Below are 16,103 nucleotides of genomic sequence, written 5' to 3' on the forward strand. Positions count from 1 at the left end.
TGTGCGGCTCGTGACTAGTTTTTCTGGCCAAAGATCGACCGCAGTACGCCGATAAAGGCGTCCTCGACCGCTTCTTGCACGGTTTGCCCACCTTGACGCCCGTTGTCTTGGAACAGGCCGCCGTTTCGACCGTCCGAAGTCATGACATCGCCATCAAAGCGCGGAGCGCTGCCCGGGCGGATCATCGGAAGCGGGCTTGGCACAAGCTCTGACTGGATGCGCACCATCGCCTCGTGCCACATCTCGGCGGGCAGTCCGCCGCCGGTGACGCCTTTCAAGGGAGTGTTGTCGTCATAGCCCATCCATACACCCATCACATATTCCGCGGTGAACCCAATAAACCACGCATCGCGGGACGAGTTCGTGGTGCCGGTCTTGCCTGCAATCTCTAGCCCGTCGATCTTTGCGCGACCACCGGTGCCGGCTTCGACCACGCGGCTCATCATATAGACCAGTTGTTGGGCTGCCTGTTGCGAAATCACGCGTTCGCCAATGCCGCCAGATTGCGTCATCAGCGGATCGTTTTCGCCGACAAGGCTAAGTTCTGTCAGGCCGTAGGGAATGACCGCGGACCCGCCGTTCAGAATGCCCGCAAAGGCCCCCGTGGTTTCAAGCAAGGTGCTTTCCGACGCGCCCAATGCCAACGCAGGCCCAGCGGCCAGATCGCTTTCAATGCCGAACATCGACGCGACACTACGCACCGCTTCCAGCCCCACATCTTCGGCCACTTTCACGGCGGGGATGTTCAGTGACCGGGCCAAAGCCTCGGTCAGGCTGACATTGCCATAGTGTTTGCGGGTATAGTTTTTGGGGCACCATTCGCCCGATCCGGGGACGTTTACGCAATAGGGTTCATCCAATATGAAATCATCCCAGCGATAGCCCATGTCCAACGCAGCCGCATAGACGAACGGTTTGAAGGCGGACCCGGTCTGGCGCTTGGCCTGCGTCGCCCGGTTGAAGGCACCTGTCACCTTGGTTTCACGCCCACCGACCATACCGCGCACGGCACCGTCTGAGCTCATCACCACAATCGCGGCTTCGGCTTTGGACCCGGACGAAACCTTGGTTGCAAAAATTTCGGCCATCGCGTCTTCCGCGGCGGTCTGGATGCGAGGGTCAAGCGTGGTCTTGATGATCACATCCTCTGTGGTCTTGCGCGTCAGAAAGGCAGGCAGGTCGCCCATGATCCAATCCGCGAAATAGCCGCCAGCTTGCGCTTTCGCGGCCCTCGACAGGGTTGCAGGGGCGGCTTGGTATTTCGCCGTTTCAGCGTCGCTCAGATAGCCCTGTTCGTTCATCAGGCGCAGCACGGTCGCTGCGCGATCCTGCGATCGCTTGAGGTTCGCAGTCGGCGCATAGATCGACGGTTTGGGCAGCATGCCCGCCAGCATTGCGGCCTGCGCCGGGTTCAGATCCGATGCCGGGATCGCGAAATACCGCTGGGCGGCCGCGTCAAACCCGTGCGACCCGGCGCCAAGATAGGCGCGGTTCAGATAGATCGTCAGGATCTCGTCTTTCGAGAACTTGGCCTCTAGCGCCAAGGCATAAATGGCTTCTTTGATTTTGCGCCGAAGCGAACCTTGCCGGCAATCCGCCTCATAGGCCGCTTCATTTTTCCACTGGTCGGGATCGTAGGGGACACCAAGGCAAAGCAGCTTTGCCACCTGCTGTGTCAACGTTGACCCGCCATGTCCGGACAAGGGTCCGCGCCCTTCGCTCAGGTTGATGCGAACGGCGCTGGCAATGCCGCGCGGGCTTAGACCAATGTGACCATAAAAGCGTTTATCCTCGCTTGCCACGACGGCGTTTTTCAGATCCGGGCTGACCGTTTGTGTCGTGATCGTGCGACCGCGCTGGTCGCCGCGCCAGGCATAGACCGCGCCGTAGCGGTCGAGGATCGTCACCGACCCCTTTGCGCGTCCGTCCAATAGCGCGTTCAGCTCCGGTATGGTCGAGGCGAAATAGAACACCGCGAGCCCGACGATCAACGCCACGACGACAGCCGCCTTCCATGTCAGACGCCAGATCAATCGCACGACCCAACCGATCAGGAAAATCGGCCAGCCAAGAATGCCCTTGGGACGTTGTGTGCGCCGTGTGCGTTTGGGCGCGGATTTGCGCGCCTTGCGCCGCACGGGCTTTTTCGCCGCCGGTTTCTTGGTCGAATAGCGTTTATCTGCCACCAATTTGGGGCGCTTTGGGCCGGATGGGCTCATGATACTGGTTCCGCGTCTGCTCGGTCGATCCAAATTAGCGAATCGTTTTCCTAGAGTGTAGCCCGTTCGACCGGGTCCTGCGACTTTTCGCGTTGTTCAAAAATTAGGCAGACCATTGTGCAGCCGCAGCATTTTTTGCGCAATGCCAGTTTTAGAGGTCGGCGAACCTCTGCCATCTCTATCCTTTATCCCTTCTTGCCCCGCTGAATGACCTCATAGGGCGCGCCTTATCAAGCGCGCCGTGGATGTCGGACAGAAAGGAAAAGGTTGTGAAGCTGATCATAGCAACGATCAAACCGTTCAAACTGGAAGAGGTGCGCGAAGCGCTGACCTCGGTCGGGGTGACGGGGATGATGGTCACTGAAATCAAAGGGTTCGGCGCGCAGTCGGGTCATACCGAAGTTTATCGCGGCGCAGAATACGCCGTGAATTTCCTGCCAAAACTGAAATTGGAAATCGTCGTGGGCGACGATCTGGCCCCTGACGTGGTCGAGACGATCGCGAAGTCAGCACATACCGGCAAGATCGGCGATGGCAAGATTTTCACTTTGGATGTTGGCGACGCTTTGCGCGTGCGCACCGGCGAAACCGGCTTGAACGCCCTTTGAGCGCGCGAAAGGAATGAAAATGACACGTAAATTTGCACTTACAACGGCCCTGCTGGCAACCATGCCCGGTTTGGCTATCGCGCAAGAGGTGAGCGGCGAGGCCGCAGCCCATACGCAGTTTATCCTGACATCGGTACTGTTCCTTTTGGGCGGTGTGCTGGTCTTCTGGATGGCGGCCGGGTTCGCCATGCTAGAGGCCGGTTTGGTCCGCTCCAAGAACGTGACCATGCAGCTGACCAAGAACATCGCGCTCTTTTCCATCGCGGCAATCATGTATTGGCTGGCAGGTTACGGGATTATGTATCCCGGCGATTGGTTGGTCGAAGGCTGGCTGGGACCGTTCTTCGCCGTGACCTCGCTTGATCCGGTTGGTGTTGCTGCGGAAGCCGTGGACGTCGGTTATGCCTCGGGCGCATCGGACTTCTTCTTCCAGTTGATGTTTTGCGCGACAACGGCCTCGATCGTGTCCGGCACCTTGGCAGAGCGCATCAAGCTGTGGCCCTTCCTTGCCTTCGTCGTCGTGCTGACCGGCTTCATCTATCCGATTGAGGCAAGCTGGCAGTGGGGCGGCGGTTGGTTGTCGGAGGCCGGTTTCTCGGACTTTGCAGGCTCGACTCTGGTGCACGCTGCGGGTGGCTTTGCCGCTTTGGCTGGCGCCCTGATCCTTGGACCGCGTCTTGGCAAATACAAAGACGGCCGCACAATTCCGATGCCGGGGTCCAACCTGACACTTGCAACGCTTGGCACGTTCATCCTGTGGCTGGGTTGGTTTGGCTTCAATGGCGGCTCGCAACTGGCGATGGGCACGATCTCGGATGTCTCGGACGTGGCGCGCATCTTTGCCAACACCAACATGGCGGCCGCGTCCGGTGCCATCGTGGCAATGGTGATGACACAGCTTTTGTTCAAAAAGGTCGACCTGACGATGACCTTGAACGGTGCGCTGGCAGGGCTGGTGTCAATCACTGCCGAACCGCTGGCCCCGTCACTGTTCCAGTCGCTGATCATTGGCGGCATCGGGGGTGCGATTGTGGTCTTCGTGGTCCCCCTGCTGGACAAATTGAAGATCGACGACGTGGTTGGTGCGATCCCGGTTCACCTTGTGGCGGGCTTCTGGGGCACGTTCATCGTGGCTTGGACCAACACCGACGCCAACTTCGGCACCCAGATCATGGGCTTTCTTGCCATCGGCATCTTTGTCTTCGTGGTCAGCTTCATCTTCTTCGGGGTCATCAAGGCCACGATAGGCCTGCGGGTCAGCGAAGAAGAGGAAGTCAACGGGCTGGACATGGCCGAACTGGGCATGGAAGCCTACCCGGAATTCACCAACGGGTAAGACAATAAACGCCGGGGGACAAACCCCCGGTCCACGCTGGCCGCGCAAATGCCAAGGCCAACAGGGTGGAAAAGGGGGCTGGAAGGTCCCCTTTTCTTTTTGTTTTGACTGCGAACGCTTTCTTGAACGACTGGATTGAGGCCAAGGGCGGATACGGATTTCCGGCGGCTGCTCGGTAAGGTATACTCCTTGGAGTGGAGGTGCGCAGATATGGCAGATATTTTGACACCCGAAGAGCGCCAGGAACTTCTAATCCCGTTGGGTGAAGCCGGATGGGGAGCGGTCCCGGACCGTGATGCAATCCGGAAAGTATATATCTTCCCTAATTTTGTAGAGGCGTGGGGCTGGATGTCCCGCGTAGCGATCTGGTGTGAAAAGTGGAACCATCACCCGGAATGGCTTAATGTCTATCGCACTGTCGATGTCACCTTGGCGACACATGATGTCGACGGTCTAAGCAATCTGGATATTAAGCTGGCGAAGAAAATGGACGCCCTCGCGGAGGCATCGAGCGGTGCAAGCTTTCAATCCGACCGTTCGGAGCCAATCGCCTGTCTGTGCAATCTGGACGCACGCGGTTGAGAACCAAGCGTTCAAAGCCTGATCGCAACAAGCTGAACCGGGCTCGCGCTTGGTATGCTGGACGGCGGCGCGGTCAATAGCGAAAGGCTGAACCGCTGAGAAACGGCTGGGGCCTAAACCCCAACCTTTACAATCGCCTCTGCCAGCAGGGGCACGGTCTCTTCATTCAACCCAGCAATGTTCATCCGCGAGTCGCCCACCATATAGATGCCATGATCAACACGCAGGGCCTCGACCTGTTCGGGTGTGGCGCCAAGGCGCGAGAACATGCCGCGGTGATCGGCGATGAAGCCGAAGCGGTCCGAGCCTGTGCGCGCGCGTAGCTCTCCTGCCAACGCCTCACGCAGGGACAACATGCCTTTGCGAACGTCCTCTAGTTCAGTCATCCACTCGGCTTTCAGCCCCTCATCCTCAAGGATCATGGTGACAAGGCGTGCACCGTGATCGGGCGGGAAGCTGAAATTCTGGCGGTTCAGGTGGGTCAGGTTCTGCTGCGTGATGCCAGCCTGCTCGGCGTTGTCCGAGATGCAGGTCAGAAGCCCGGTCCGCTCGCGGTAGATGCCGAAGTTTTTCGAGCAGCTGGCCGCGATCATAGCCTCGGGCACTGTCTGCGCGATCAGGCGGACACCGGCGGCGTCTTCCTCCAGCCCGTCACCAAATCCCTGATAGGCGATGTCGATTAAAGGGGTTGCGCCCTTATCAACGATCAATGCGGCGACCTCTTTCCACTGGGGCAAGGTCAGGTTCGCACCGGTTGGGTTGTGGCAGCAGCCGTGCAGCAGCACCGCGTCACCTGCCTTGATGGCTTTCAGGTCTTCCATCATCCCGTCAAAATCAACCGCGCGGCTTTCATTGTCGAAATAGCGATACTCGGCCATCTTCATGCCCAGATGCTTGATGATCGACGGGTGGTTCGGCCATGTGGGCGCCGACAGCCAGATCGTGGCATCGGGCGACGCCATCTTGATCAACTCGACCGCTTGGTGGATCGCGCCAGTGCCGCCGGGCTGTGCGGCCATCGACAGGCGGTCAGCATCGACGCAATCGCCCAGCACCAGATTTGACAAAGCGCGCCCGAAAGCGGGATCTCCGGCCAGTCCGGTATAGGATTTTGTGCTTTCGAGATCCCACAACACCTTCTCGGCCGCCTTAACGGCACGCATCACCGGGGTCACGCCTTGCGCGTTCTTGTAAACACCGACGCCAAGGTCGATCTTACCGTCGCGCGGGTCTTCGCGGTATTGCTGCATCAGCGCCATGATCTTGTCTTTTGGCTGAGCTTTCAGCTTGGCGAACATTGTCTATTCTCCTGTTTCGACCTGTAGGTCGTTATACATACCCCATTCGGACCAGCTGCCGTCATAAATCGCATGGCGGTCATGGCCAATGCGCTCCAACGCCAGAGCAAGGATCGCGGCGGTGACCCCTGATCCGCAGCTAAGGATTGCGGGTTTTTCCAAGTTGACGGCTGCCGCTTCGAACGCTGCGCGGGTGGCTTCGGGGCTTTTCATCGTGCCGTCTGGGTTCAGAATATCACCGAAAGGCACGTTCTTCGAGTTCGGGATGTGACCCGACCGCAAACCTTCGCGCGGCTCGGGTGCGATGCCGCGAAAGCGATCTGACGACCGCGCATCAAGGATCTCGTAATCGCCCAGTTTCGAGGCCGCGGCGACCTGTGTCACGTCTTTCACCATATGAGCCTGCCGCACCACGGTCATGTGGCGGTCACGGACAACGGGTGGCATGTCTTCGACCGGGTGCCCTTCGGCCTGCCATTTCGGGAAGCCACCGTCCAGAACTGCAATGTCCTTGTGCCCCATCAGGCGGAACATCCACCAAACACGGGCAGAGGAAAACAGACCCATGCCATCATAAACCACAATCTGGTGACCATCCCCAACGCCCATGGCCCGCACCCGTGACATGAATTTTTCCACCGGGGGCATCATGTGCGGCAGGTCAGACCGCAGGTCGGCGATCTCGTCGATATCGAAATATCGTGCACTCGGGATATGCGCCGCATCGTATTCGGCGCGCGCGTCCCGACCCATGTCGGGCATATACCAACTGGCATCCAGGATGCGCAGGTCTGGGTCTTTCAGATGCTTGGCAAGCCAGTCGGTCGAAACCAGCGTTTTCGGGTCGCTATGCGGCATGACTTTCCCTCCGGTCAGTTTGCCATATCTGCCTAGTGCGCAAGGCAAGGTTTCGCAAGACTGCGCGCGCAAACATGTCAAACCCGGCATGAAAAACGGGGGGCACTGCCCCCCGGTTTCCGCGATTACATCCGTTTGGTGGTTTTTTACTTGGCCATCATGTTGCGGATGACGCCGACAATCGCCAGAACCACGCCGCCGCCCACGCCACCCGAGGCGACCTGACCAAGGATTGCGCCGATATCGAGCCCGCCTGCACCGGCCGCGTCCGCCACGCCACCTGCGCCCAGCATCGACAGGATCGTGCCGCCAAGGCCGCCGCCCACGATCCCCGAAATCGAGTTGATCAACGTGCCTTGGTTCAAGTTTTTCAACAACCCGCCGGCCACGTTGCCGCCAACAGCCCCCGACACAAGATTGATAAGCAGTGCTTCCATGTTCTGTTCCCTTTTCCAACGGGCTTTGTTCATTTCGTTGCCCGAACAGCCCTTTTCCCAGCACAGGCATCAGAGCACGCGGGACCAAGCCCGATTAAGGGGAAAGTTGCGGGGGTGTCCCCCTTATCTTGCCGTCACTCAGCGGTGGGCGCCCGCCTCAACGCATCATCCAGAGCTTCACGAAAACGCGCTCTGTCGGCCTTGGAAAACGCGCGCCCCCCGCCTTGCCGAAACGGGTCGGCTGCCCGCAGGTCCGTCATCAGATCGCGCATCGCCAACTGTTCGCGAACATTGGCTTGGGTGAAGCGCTCACCATTGTGACGCAGGACTTGGGCGCCGGCTTCGACGCATTTGGCGGCCAAGGGGATGTCTCCGGTCACCACGACATCGGCCGGCCCGGCACGATCGGCGATCCACATGTCAGCGACATCCGGTCCGTCGGGAACATAGATCATTTCGACAAGTGGGTTTTGCGAAGGGCGCAGCCCCCCGTTCGAGACCAGCAAGAGCTTGGTTTTGTGGCGCGTGGCGACGGCCTCGGCCTCGGATTTGACCGGGCAGGCATCGGCATCGACATAGACCACCATCGCCGCTTAGGCCCAGAGCGCTTCAGCGTGGAAGGCGATATGGTCTTCCATGAAGCTCGACACAAAGAAATAGCTGTGGTCATAGCCCGGTTGCAGTCTGAAGTTTGCCTGTTGGCGGTGGCGGGCGATGGCGTGGGCCAGGGCTTCGGGTCGAAGAAGGTCGACAAACTGGTCTTTGGTGCCGGTGTCGATCAGCATCGGACCGTCAAAGCCGCGCTGCGCCATCAACAGGCTGGCGTCGTAGGCGCTCCAATCGGCGTCGTCTTCATCGCCCAGATAAGCCTCGAATTGCTTGCGGCCCCAATCGGAGGCGATCGGGTTGCAGATCGGGGAAAAGGCCGACACGGACCGAAACCGTTCGGGCAGGGTCATTGCAATGGTCAGTGCGCCGTGACCACCCATCGAATGCCCGGTGATGCCCTGACGCTCGGGGTCCAGCGCGAACTTGTCAAAGACAAGCGCGGGCAGGTCTTCGGTCACATAATCCCACATCTGGAACTGTGCAGCCCACGGGTCTTGGGTGGCGTTCACGTAAAAGCCTGCGCCTTGTCCAAGGTCATAGTCTTCGTCATCAGGCACATGATCGCCGCGCGGGCTGGTGTCGGGAAAGATCAGGGCGATACCCTGTTCCGCCGCCCACCCCTGCGCCCCCGCTTTGGTCATGGCGTTTTCATGAGTGCAGGTCAGGCCAGACAGATACCACACAACCGGCACAGGGCCATCTTGTGCCTCGACCGGTTGAAACAGCCCGAAGGTCATGTCTGTGCCGGTTGCCGCTGACGCATGGCGATAGACCCCTTGAGTGCCTCCAAAGCAGGCGTTTTCAGAGAGTGTTTCCATCTGGCTGGTCCTTTCTGACATGTCTGGATGAGCTAACTAGACACGGGGCGACAAGGCAATGGGGAATGCGCGGATAAAGAAGCAGATCATCCCCACTGACCAGAACACACCGCCCAGGTAATAGAAATGTGCAGGATCGCCGGTCCAGTCCGCAGTGACGCGCAGCACCGCACCGATATGTAGAAAGTTCAGGAAGACACGGTCAAAGCGATTGCCCTCGATCGGGCGGCCAGAATGTCCCAGAAGCGCGCGCAGCATGACGATGACGGTAATCGTTCCGATCGCCCCCACACCAAGTGCGTGATGAACCTGACCGATATTTGCCACATCCGTCAGCGACGCCATTGCCAAAAGCGCCATCGACAGCGGCAGCCACGCATAGCCTGCGTGCTGCGCAAACAAGAGCGGCTCAGACGTCACCGCAAAGCCGCGCCACCGCGACAGGCGCAGCGCAAGGGCGATGGTGGCCAGCGCGGCAAGTATGCCCGTCGCGGTCTGGGCACCAAGAGTGATCCAGCTTGCCGCCGCAGCAGCACTTAGCCCGATGGCGGCTTGATCAACGGGGCCGAAGGCTGCGGGCAGGTTGTCTTCACCACGCTTTTTCAGCCAGTTGCGACTGAACGCAGGGGTCACGCGGCCCCCAATGTGAACCATCAGCACAAAGGCCAACGCGAACCCCATGGTCAGGCCAAGCTCGGCATCTGCCATCAGAAAAATAGCCTGCGCCAGCCCCATACCAAGCACGACCAAAGCGACGATATAGTTGCGACGGTTTCGCGCGGCGATCAGCTCGCGCAGGGCCAGAAGGGCCACGATGGGAAGAAACGCCAAGGCGACAGTATGAGACAGAGCGCCTTCGGGCGCGGCAAACATCGCGATACGGGCGGTCAGCCACAGGGCAAACAAACCCGCCACTGATTTCGGCCCCAAGGCAGGGCGACCAGCCCAATTGGGGATTGCTGTGAACAAGAACCCGGCCAGAGCTGCGGGAAGATAGCCCCACAGCATCTCGTGCTGGTGCCAGAGCAACGGGTCGTTCATCCGCTCTACCAGTCCGGCATGATAGATCAGCCAGATCGGAATGGCGGTGCCGGCGAACAGCGCGGTGAATGGGAAGAACAGGCGATATGCGCCGGTCAGTAGCGTCATGGGATAATCCAGGCAAGAATGGCGGAGACGGTTAGAATTGAAGCCAAAGTCGAAATCAGGATTGATGCCGAGACGCGCTGAGGGGCCACGCCATAGTGCTGCGCCAAGATATAGACATTGCCCGCCACCGGCAGACCCGCAGCAGCGACCATCACGGTGGCGGCAAAGGGCTCTACGTCAAATACGAAAAAGGCCAATACACCCACGGCCAAAGGGTGCAGGATCAACTTGGCGAAGGACAACCATGCCGCAACGCTGACCCGCTCGGCTGATTTGGCGGCGAGGGATGCGCCGATGGCGAACAGAGCACCGGGGGTCGAGGCGCCGGACAAGATGTCCAGAAATCGGTTGACCGGTTCGGGCAAGGCCCAACCTGACGCTGACCATGCAAAGCCAAGCGCCATCGAGACGATCATCGGGTTGGTGATCAAACCCTTGGCAACTGTGCCCAACACGGCCGGGCTGACCCGCCCGTCACGTGATCCGGTGATCAGGATGACGATCAGACTGCCAAACAGGAACAAATCAACGGCAAGCACCAGCATGACAGGGCCAACGGCAGCTTCGCCCATCAACAGCGCGAGCATCGGCACGCCCAGAAATCCGGTGTTGCCGATGACCGCGCATTGGGCTTCGACGGCCGCTTCTTCAAGCCCGCGCTTGCGCAATAGCGCGACGGTCGTGGCCAGCAGATAAACCGCCCCGCCACCAAGCGCATAGGCCCAGATAAAGGGCCAAGAGATGACCTCGGACAAGCTCAGGTTGGCCGCAAAGCGAAACAACATCGCTGACAGGGCGAAGTAGAACACAAAACGTGTCAGATAGGCGGTTGCCTCGGGCGGGAAAAACCCGCGAGCGGCGGCGCCGAAGCCCAGTCCGATGAGCGCGAAGAAGGGCAGAGTTTGCAGCAAAACGTCGATCATGTTGCAGCCCTAGCATGGGGGATGGCGCTTGGCGAGATGTGCCTGCGTCGGGCCGGGTCTTGAAGATCGAATGGTGTTGGAATGGCCGCTAGGACGGGCCGAGAGGCGGCATGCGCTGGGCGGTTTTGCGGCTATCCGCCCCCGATAATCACCCCGGCTGCAAAGACCAATGCGCCGCCCACAACGACTTGCAGTGTGGCCCGCCAGAAGGGCGTTTGCATAAACCGGTTCTGGATCCACACAATTGCCCAAAGTTCGACGAAAACAACAAGAAGCGCGATGGTGGTTGCGGTCCAGAAATCTGTGATCAGATACGGCAATGCGTGCCCTAATCCGCCAAGCGTTGTCATGATCCCGGACGCAAACCCACGTTTCACCGGGCTGCCACGGCCAGAAAGCTCTCCGTCATCTGACGCCGCTTCGGTGAAGCCCATCGATATGCCCGCCCCGACGCTTGCGGCAAGGCCAACAAGGAAGGTCGTGTGCGTGTCGTGAGTCGCGAACGCGGTGGCAAAGATCGGCGCAAGGGTTGAGACAGAGCCATCCATCAATCCGGCCAGTCCCGGCTGAACCCAAGTCAGCACAAACTGGCGGTGCGCGTCGGCGTCCTCTTCCGATCGGGCATCGCCAGCAAGGTGCTCGGCTTCAAGTTGGCCAGCCACGTTGCCGTGATCGGCCTCGGCGGCGGCCAGATCCCCTAACAGCTTGCGCGTGCTAGCGTCGCTGGTGCGATCTGCTGCTTTGCGATAAAACTGTTCGGCTTGGCGCTCCATCTCGCGGGCTTCGCCGCGGATGGTTTCAAGACCAAGGTTTTCAACCAGCCAGACCGGGCGCCGGGCATAGAAGCCAGCAACATGTTCGCGCCGGATCAGCGGGATAACATCCCCAAAGCGCGACGTGTGCGCGTCGATCAGAAGGCGGCGATGTTCGTCCTCTTCCTCGGCCATGCCGTCGAAGACTTTTGCCGAAGCGGGAAAATCAGCGCGCAGGCTTTCCGCATACTGGCGATAAATCCGCGCGTCGTCTTCTTCGTTGGAAATGGCCAGCGCAAGGATTTCCTGTTCGGACAGATCCGAGAAACGACGACGATTTAGAGTGCCGGACAGCATGCAAGAGCTCCTAAATTAGAACGGTTCTAATTTAGGGAAAATGCAGCTTTATGCAACCCTGCATTTTGCCGCTGGAAAGGTCGCGCAAGGGTCGGGAAAACCCCTCCCTTGCGGCTCATTTTCGGACCGGATCAATACAGAACGACACCGCGGATGCTTTCGCCCGCATGCATCAGATCAAACCCTTTGTTGATGTCGTCCAGTCCCATCGTATGGGTGATCATCGGGTCGATCTCAATCTTGCCGTCCATGTACCAATCGACGATCTGCGGCACGTCCGTGCGACCGCGCGCACCGCCAAACGCCGTGCCGCGCCAGACGCGACCGGTGACCAGTTGGAAGGGGCGGGTGGAAATTTCAGCCCCGGCGGGCGCGACGCCGATGATGACGCTTTCGCCCCAACCCTTATGCGCGCTTTCCAACGCCGTGCGCATGACGCCCACATTGCCGGTGGCGTCGAACGTATAGTCTGCACCGCCGCCCGTCAGGTCGACCAAATGCGCGACCAGATCACCGTCGACCTTTGAGGGGTTCACGAAATGGGTCATGCCGAACCGGGTCGCCATGTCGACTTTGTTGTCGTTCAGGTCTACACCGACGATCTGATCCGCACCTGCAAGGCGCAGGCCCTGCAACACGTTCAGACCGATGCCGCCCAAACCAAAGACAATGGCGGTTGAACCGATTTCGACTTTGGCGGTGTTGATTACAGCCCCAATGCCCGTCGTCACACCGCAACCGATATAGCAAATCTTGTCGAAGGGCGCGTCCTTGCGCACTTTCGCCAGTGCAATCTCGGGCAGGACGGTGTGATTGGCGAAGGTCGAACAGCCCATGTAGTGCAGGATCGGCGTGCCATCCAGCATCGAGAACCGGCTGGTGCCATCGGGCATCAGGCCCTGGCCCTGGGTTGTGCGGATCGACTGGCACAGGTTCGTCTTCGGGTTAAGGCAGTATTCGCATTCGCGGCATTCCGGCGTGTAAAGCGGGATCACGTGATCGCCAACCTCAAGCGAGGTAACACCCGGCCCGACCTCGATCACGACGCCGGCCCCTTCGTGACCAAGGATTGCGGGGAAAAGCCCTTCGGGGTCAGCACCTGACAGGGTAAACAGATCGGTATGACAGAGGCCGGTGGCCTTGACTTCGACCAGAACCTCGCCCGCTTTCGGGCCTTCAAGGTTCACCTCCATGATCTCAAGGGGTTTACCGGCTTCGACGGCAACGGCGGCACGGGTGCGCATTGTGTATACTCCTGTTCAATCTAAGGGGTAGATTGCTGGAAAGAGGGCGCAGTTTCAACTGCTCAGCCGACGGGCTCTTGCCACATCACGACATTGCAGCGCAAATGGTGGGATGAGACACAGATATTTGACCCTGCCCATCATCGCCCTGCTGGCAGCGTGCCAGCCCGGTGCCCGCGATGAACCACGACCCGTTGATCTGACACCGCGTTGCGGGGCTGACCGACTGCGTGGTTTGATCGGTCAGGACGCCGCCACGTTGCGCGAGGTTGATCTGCCGCGCGTCACGCGTGTGGTGCGACCCGGCATGGCGCTGACCATGGATTATCGCCCGGACCGGCTGAACATCTCGATCGACGAAAATGGAATCATCGACCGCGTTTGGTGCACCTGAGCGCCCGATCCCAATGCCGCACAAAAAAGGCGGGAATGCCGCAAGGCGCCCCGCCTGATTAGGCTCAGCCGTCGCTGGCTTACTTGCGATAGTCGCGGTGACAGGCCTTGCAGGTGCCGCCAACTTGACCTAGCGCGGCGCCCAGAGATGCCGTGTCGGTGATGGTCGGTGCGCTTTTGGCTGCGACCACCATGTCTTCGGATTTCTTGACAAAGTCGTCGAAGTTTTCCCAGATGGCGGGCAATGCCTCGGTCGCGGGATCGGGTTCATTTGCTTCGAATTTCGCGGGGATCAGCACGCCTTTTTCAGCCATGATCGCCAACGCGGCGTTGGCCTTGTCCGCGTCAAACGGAATCTCGTTCTTGGCCATGCCGGCCAGCGTCTTCATGCCCCCACCAATGGCTTTCATCGTTTCCATTCGTTCGATTACGACGGGGTTTGTCGCGTCTTCGTGCGCCAGAAGTGGCCCGGCAAGCGGGGCGCTGGCTATCAGGGCAATCAATGTCGTTCTCAACAATTTCATCCGTAATCCTTTCGCGTCGAGGGCTGTATTCCAGCGATCTTACGCGGTGGCGTGGAAAATCAAAATGACAGGATTGTGATCGGCAGGTTTTGCAGGTCGCTGTGCCCTACAGGGCGTGGATGCCGCCCAGTATCATATCGGAAACCAGATCCGCGTATTCCTCGCGGCTTAGCCCTTTGCCGGGATGATTCCACATGTAATACCAGTTCAAAATTCCAAAAACCGACATGGTGACAGCGCGCAGATTGCGGTTGCCACTGAAGGCACCTGGAGCCTCTTTCTGCAGTGCCGCCCCCATCATTTCGATCAGCCGACGCTGTAGCGCAATCAATGGCGCCTGTTGTTCGGCTTCCAGAACCCCAAGGCTGTCAAGTTGAAGCTTATGTTCTGCATCGGCGCCCTTGTAGGCTTGCAGGATTGCCCGCACGAGCCCCCTAAGCCCATCAGTTTCGGGCGCAGCTTCTACCTGATTGACCAAGGTTGACAGGTGGGTGTCGAGGATATCGAACAGCAGCGCTTCCTTGCTGTCATAATAGTGATAGATCAGCGCTTTCGATACACCGCAATGCCTTGCCGCCGCCGTCATCGAGGCGCGGTCAAAGCCGTGTTCCGCGAAATAGGCAGCCGCCCCTTTGCGGATGGCCGAACGCTTTTCTTCGTGGTCGCGCGCGATCCCTCGTGGCATGCGCTACTCCTTCGGGCGGTTGTCGACGACCCTTACCGCTTTCCCTTCGCTGCGCGCAACCTTGCCACCTTCGGTGACATGCACCTTGGCGCTGACACCGACGTTGGATTTGATTTTGGCCGACAAGGTGCGTGCGGCTGCTTCAGCGCCGTCTTGCGACAGGCCGTCTGCCATTTCCACGTAAACATGCATTTCGTCCATGCGACCCGGGCGGACCAGCTCGATCTGGAAATGGGGGCTAAGGGCCGGCACATCCATCAACTGTTCTTCGATCTGGGTCGGGAAGACATTGACGCCGCGCAGAATGATCATGTCATCGGACCGCCCGGTGATCTTCTCCATCCGCCGCATGGAGCGCGCCGTTCCCGGCAAAAGGCGGGTCAGGTCACGGGTGCGGTATCGGATGATCGGGAAGCCTTCCTTGGTCAGCGAGGTGAAGACCAGCTCGCCCAATTCGCCATCTTCGACCACCTCGCCGGTGTCGGGGTTGATGATCTCGGGATAGAAGTGGTCTTCCCAGATGTGCAGCCCATCCTTGGTTTCAACGCATTCGTTGGCGACGCCCGGCCCGATCACTTCGGACAGGCCATAGATGTCGACCGCATGCATGTCGAAGGCGTCCTCGATCTCGCGGCGCATGTTGTTGGTCCATGGCTCGGCGCCGAAAATGCCGACCTTCAGCGGGCTTTTGCGTGGGTCCAGACCTTGCTTGGCGTATTCGTCCAGAATGGACAACGCGTAGGACGGCGTCACGGTGATACCATCGGCGCGGAAGTCTTCGATCAGACGCACCTGGCGTTGCGTCATGCCGCCGGACACCGGCACCACGGTCAGTCCCAACGCCTCGGCCCCGCCATGCACGCCCAGACCACCGGTGAACAGGCCATAGCCATAGGCGTTGTGCAGCACGTCACCGGGCCGCAGACCCGAGGCCCGCATGCAGCGCGCCACAACCGTGGACCACATCGCCAGATCGTTCTTGGTGTAGCCGACCACGGTGGGTTGCCCCGTCGTGCCCGAGCTTGCGTGAACGCGCGCAATCTCACCACGCGGGACGGCAAACAGGCCGAACGGATAGTTGTCGCGCAGGTCTTGCTTCACCGTGAACGGAAATTTCGCCAGATCCGAAAGCGATTTCAGATCATCCGGGTGCACGCCCGCGTCGTCAAAGCTTTTGCGATAGAACGGCACGTTGTCATAGGCATGTTTCAGCGACCATTTCATGCGCTTCAGCTGAAGTGCGGCGATTTCGTCGCGTGATGCGATTTCAATCGGGTCAAGGTCTTGCTTGCGAGGGGTCAGGTCTTTCAT

16 protein-coding genes and 1 pseudogene are annotated in these 16,103 nt (G+C 59.6%); 4 read left to right on the forward strand and 13 right to left on the reverse strand.

The window, feature by feature from the left end; translation table 11 throughout:
- Nucleotides 1–14: 14 nt before the first annotated feature.
- Nucleotides 15–2,219 (reverse strand): transglycosylase domain-containing protein, encoded by a 2,205-nt coding sequence (locus ACXYMP_RS03815; RefSeq protein ID WP_458904450.1) that lies wholly within the window; start codon nt 2,217–2,219, stop codon nt 15–17.
- Between the two features lie 269 nt (nt 2,220–2,488).
- Between ACXYMP_RS03815 and ACXYMP_RS03820 the strand changes: the two genes are divergently transcribed.
- The 3 genes and pseudogenes from ACXYMP_RS03820 to ACXYMP_RS03830 all read left to right on the forward strand — a co-directional run.
- On the forward strand, nt 2,489–2,827 hold the full coding sequence (locus tag ACXYMP_RS03820; RefSeq protein ID WP_298568576.1) for a P-II family nitrogen regulator: 339 nt from the start codon (nt 2,489–2,491) through the stop codon (nt 2,825–2,827).
- A gap of 19 nt (nt 2,828–2,846) precedes the next feature.
- Nucleotides 2,847–4,163: an ammonium transporter gene (amt, locus tag ACXYMP_RS03825; RefSeq protein ID WP_458904452.1), complete on the forward strand. Its 1,317-nt coding sequence runs from the start codon at nt 2,847–2,849 to the stop codon at nt 4,161–4,163.
- Between the two features lie 210 nt (nt 4,164–4,373).
- Nucleotides 4,374–4,661, forward strand: a pseudogene (locus ACXYMP_RS03830) (4a-hydroxytetrahydrobiopterin dehydratase); the annotation flags it as partial.
- A gap of 197 nt (nt 4,662–4,858) precedes the next feature.
- On the opposite strand, the gene ACXYMP_RS03835 reads toward ACXYMP_RS03830, so the two are convergent.
- The 9 genes from ACXYMP_RS03835 to ACXYMP_RS03875 all read right to left on the reverse strand — a co-directional run bounded on the left by ACXYMP_RS03835 (nt 4,859) and on the right by ACXYMP_RS03875 (nt 13,190).
- Nucleotides 4,859–6,043, reverse strand: coding sequence for an amino acid aminotransferase (locus tag ACXYMP_RS03835; protein ID WP_458904454.1), 1,185 nt, complete (start codon nt 6,041–6,043; stop codon nt 4,859–4,861).
- A gap of 3 nt (nt 6,044–6,046) precedes the next feature.
- Nucleotides 6,047–6,901, reverse strand: a complete 855-nt coding sequence (gene sseA / locus ACXYMP_RS03840; RefSeq protein WP_298568569.1) for a 3-mercaptopyruvate sulfurtransferase — start codon at nt 6,899–6,901, stop codon at nt 6,047–6,049.
- 146 nt (nt 6,902–7,047) lie between these two features.
- Complete coding sequence (locus ACXYMP_RS03845) at nt 7,048–7,338, reverse strand: hypothetical protein (protein ID WP_298568566.1); 291 nt, start codon at nt 7,336–7,338, stop codon at nt 7,048–7,050.
- A gap of 134 nt (nt 7,339–7,472) precedes the next feature.
- Complete coding sequence (locus tag ACXYMP_RS03850; protein ID WP_298568563.1) at nt 7,473–7,925, reverse strand: YaiI/YqxD family protein; 453 nt, start codon at nt 7,923–7,925, stop codon at nt 7,473–7,475.
- 6 nt (nt 7,926–7,931) lie between these two features.
- Nucleotides 7,932–8,765, reverse strand: coding sequence for an S-formylglutathione hydrolase (gene fghA / locus ACXYMP_RS03855; protein WP_298568560.1), 834 nt, complete (start codon nt 8,763–8,765; stop codon nt 7,932–7,934).
- A gap of 36 nt (nt 8,766–8,801) precedes the next feature.
- The gene (locus ACXYMP_RS03860) at nt 8,802–9,914 is read right to left on the reverse strand and encodes an NnrS family protein (protein WP_458904458.1); all 1,113 of its coding nucleotides are present in this window, start codon (nt 9,912–9,914) and stop codon (nt 8,802–8,804) included.
- Nucleotides 9,911–10,837: an AEC family transporter gene (locus ACXYMP_RS03865; RefSeq protein ID WP_298568555.1), complete on the reverse strand. Its 927-nt coding sequence runs from the start codon at nt 10,835–10,837 to the stop codon at nt 9,911–9,913. Before ACXYMP_RS03865 ends, ACXYMP_RS03860 begins: the two co-directional genes overlap by 4 nt.
- A gap of 131 nt (nt 10,838–10,968) precedes the next feature.
- Nucleotides 10,969–11,946: an iron exporter MbfA gene (gene mbfA, locus ACXYMP_RS03870; RefSeq protein ID WP_298568552.1), complete on the reverse strand. Its 978-nt coding sequence runs from the start codon at nt 11,944–11,946 to the stop codon at nt 10,969–10,971.
- 131 nt (nt 11,947–12,077) lie between these two features.
- Complete coding sequence (locus ACXYMP_RS03875; protein WP_298568549.1) at nt 12,078–13,190, reverse strand: S-(hydroxymethyl)glutathione dehydrogenase/class III alcohol dehydrogenase; 1,113 nt, start codon at nt 13,188–13,190, stop codon at nt 12,078–12,080.
- 112 nt (nt 13,191–13,302) lie between these two features.
- Here ACXYMP_RS03875 and ACXYMP_RS03880 point away from each other — a divergent pair, with 112 nt between their 5' ends.
- Entirely contained in the window at nt 13,303–13,584 is a 282-nt protein-coding gene (locus tag ACXYMP_RS03880) for an I78 family peptidase inhibitor (RefSeq protein WP_298568546.1), read from the forward strand.
- Between the two features lie 79 nt (nt 13,585–13,663).
- Here ACXYMP_RS03880 and ACXYMP_RS03885 read toward each other — a convergent pair whose 3' ends face one another.
- From ACXYMP_RS03885 to paaK, 3 genes are all read right to left on the reverse strand, one after another.
- The gene (locus tag ACXYMP_RS03885) at nt 13,664–14,107 is read right to left on the reverse strand and encodes a c-type cytochrome (protein WP_298568543.1); all 444 of its coding nucleotides are present in this window, start codon (nt 14,105–14,107) and stop codon (nt 13,664–13,666) included.
- A 106-nt stretch (nt 14,108–14,213) separates the two neighbouring features.
- Nucleotides 14,214–14,792 (reverse strand): TetR/AcrR family transcriptional regulator, encoded by a 579-nt coding sequence (locus tag ACXYMP_RS03890; protein ID WP_298568540.1) that lies wholly within the window; start codon nt 14,790–14,792, stop codon nt 14,214–14,216.
- 3 nt (nt 14,793–14,795) lie between these two features.
- Nucleotides 14,796–16,103, reverse strand: a complete 1,308-nt coding sequence (gene paaK, locus ACXYMP_RS03895; protein WP_298568538.1) for a phenylacetate--CoA ligase PaaK — start codon at nt 16,101–16,103, stop codon at nt 14,796–14,798.

It is taken from the genome of Aliiroseovarius sp. CAU 1755 (genome assembly GCF_054482655.1).